This is a genomic window from Alcanivorax sp. HI0083 (assembly GCF_001635175.1).
In genome coordinates, this window is the sequence record NZ_LWFX01001553.1 from 1 (window position 1) to 2,334 (window position 2,334).

Consider the following 2,334-nt stretch of genomic DNA (forward strand, 5'->3'; position numbering starts at 1 on the left):
GCAGGGCCTCATGGCCCAGGCGGGCGACCTGCTTATCGACATTCCGCTCGGCAACCTGGTAGATCAGGACAGCCTTGTACAGGTCGTGGATCAGTGGCTACAGGAAGCGCTCAGTGCCCGCGGATTGCAGGACGTCATACGCGACGTGAGTCTTGCCGTATGGGAAGCCGCAGAACAGGATGACGCCACCATTGGTGAGCTACTTCGTGAAGAACACTTCGAGGCCATTCTTGAGCAGGTCCTGAAACTGCAAAGCCTGCGGGAAAAAGCCATTCACGCGGCCATGAACCATCCACTGGTCAGCGAAATGGTCAGCGAAATGCTTTATACCGGCATCAAGAATTTCCTGCTGGAAGAAAATGCACTGGCGAAACTGCCCGGTGTTAGCAGCATGATGAAGATGGGCCGCAAAAGCATGGTCGGCAAAGCCATGGGCGGCATGGAGGAATCCATTCGCACCTACCTGCAGAAGAATATTCGCGTCACCCTGAAAACCGGTGAGCAATGGCTGAACAAGCAATTAACCAACGAGCGAATTCAACAACTGGCGCGTGATGGCTACCGCCGCGCTGCCCCGCTTAAACCCGCGAATTACATGAAGATGGTACCTGAAGGCGCCGTGGCGGAAGTGGTGGCGCAAAGCTGCGCGATCACCGATGAAAGTGCCCGCCTGGCCTACACACGCCGCCTGGTTAGCGTAGGTATCCATGCGGCCGTGGCATCGCTGATGGATAAACCGCTGAAAACCGTCCTTGAGGGCATGCAGATCAGCGAAGAGCGGATCCGCGAGTTCGCCACGCCGGCCTTGGCACAGGGCGCCACTGTTCTGGTTGAACAAGGCGTACTGGAACCCTTCATCGAATGGGTATTGGACGATTTCTATCAGTCCGAGGCGTGTAAAAAGATAATTGACAGTTGATAGTTGACAGCTACGCGAGAAAGACAGACTTGATTTGAAACCTAAGAGGCCGCGCCCAAACCATGGGCGCGGCCTTTTTGTTTCCGAAGGAACACAACACAACCGCGAGGGGTTTAGCTGTTAACTATCAACTGCTAGAGAAACGACTCCGCATACTCCGCCAGCTTGGACCTGGGCACCCCGTTCAGCTGCACCGAGCCACCATGCTCGAACCGTTTGAATCGTTCGGTCATGTAGGTCAACCCGGAACTGGTTGGCGACAGGTAGGGCGTATCGATTTGCGCCAGGTTGCCCAGGCATACCACCTTGGAACCTTCCCCGGCCCGGGTAATGATCGCCTTCATCTGGTGAGGTGTCAGGTTCTGGCTTTCATCGATCAGGATCAGGGATTTCTGGAAACTGCGCCCGCGGATGTAGTTCATTGCCTTGAACTGAATGTTGGCCCGCTCTTTCACATATTGAATGCTCCCGGACGGGTTTTCATCGTTCAGGTGCAGTGCCTCAATGTTGTCATTGATCGCTCCCAGCCACGGGTCCATTTTTTCCTCTTCCGTGCCTGGCAGAAAGCCATGATCTTCCGCCAGTGGTGGTGTGGAGCGGGTGGCAATAATCTTGTTGAAGCTCTTTTGCTCCACAGTCATTTCAATGGCCGCTGCCAGGGCCAGAATGGTTTTCCCTGACCCGGCCGCCCCGGTCAGGGTGACGATGTGCACATCCGGGTCCAACAACATCTGCAGGGCAAGGGCCTGCTGAATGTTCATCGGTTTCAGTCCCCAGGCCTCTTGCTCCATCAGACTATCCGCCTTGTAATGGCGGAGTGTCACCACACCGTTATCCACCGTCATCACCCGGCCAACAAAGCCTTGTTCATCGATGATGTACTGATTGGGATAGACCTCTTCACCCAGAATTTCACTGACCAACAGCCCGTGTGACAGATGATGCAGGGTGTCCACGCCCACCTGCTCGGTTTCCACCTGGGTGACCTGATCCCAGAACGAGCCAGGCACTTCAAAATAGCCCCGGGTCAGCTGCTTGATGTCCGACACCAGTTGGTCGTTGTGATAATCCTCCGACTCGATACCACAGGCCCGCGCCTTGAGGCGCATGTTGATATCCTTGGTTACCAGAATATAGCGGCGATCCGGAAACTGGCTCTTCATGGCAACCACATCATTGATAATGCGGTTGTCATTCAGGTCATTGGGCAGCGGCGCAGAGGCTTTGTTCTGCTCTGCCATCAGGACTGTCAGCGTGCCCTGGGGCGCGTTGTCGCCACCGCGGGGAATCGGGATCCCTTCTTCCACCTGCTGCGGAGTCGCACTGCCCAACACCTTGTCGATCTGCCGAATCGCGGCTCGGCAATCCGCCGCCGTATGCGATTTTCCGCTCTTGAGCTTGTCCAGTTCTTCCAG

General features: G+C 55.8%; 2 protein-coding genes. One reads left to right on the forward strand and one right to left on the reverse strand.

What is annotated here, in order from left to right; all coding sequences use genetic code 11:
* On the forward strand, positions 1-919 hold a 919-nt coding region (locus A3754_RS28165), incomplete at its 5' end, for a hypothetical protein (RefSeq protein WP_063521475.1).
* Between the two features lie 134 nt (positions 920-1,053).
* On the opposite strand, the gene A3754_RS23265 is transcribed toward A3754_RS28165, so the two are convergent.
* Positions 1,054-2,334, reverse strand: a 1,281-nt coding sequence (locus tag A3754_RS23265; protein ID WP_063521476.1) for a PhoH family protein, incomplete at its 5' end; no start/stop codon positions are given.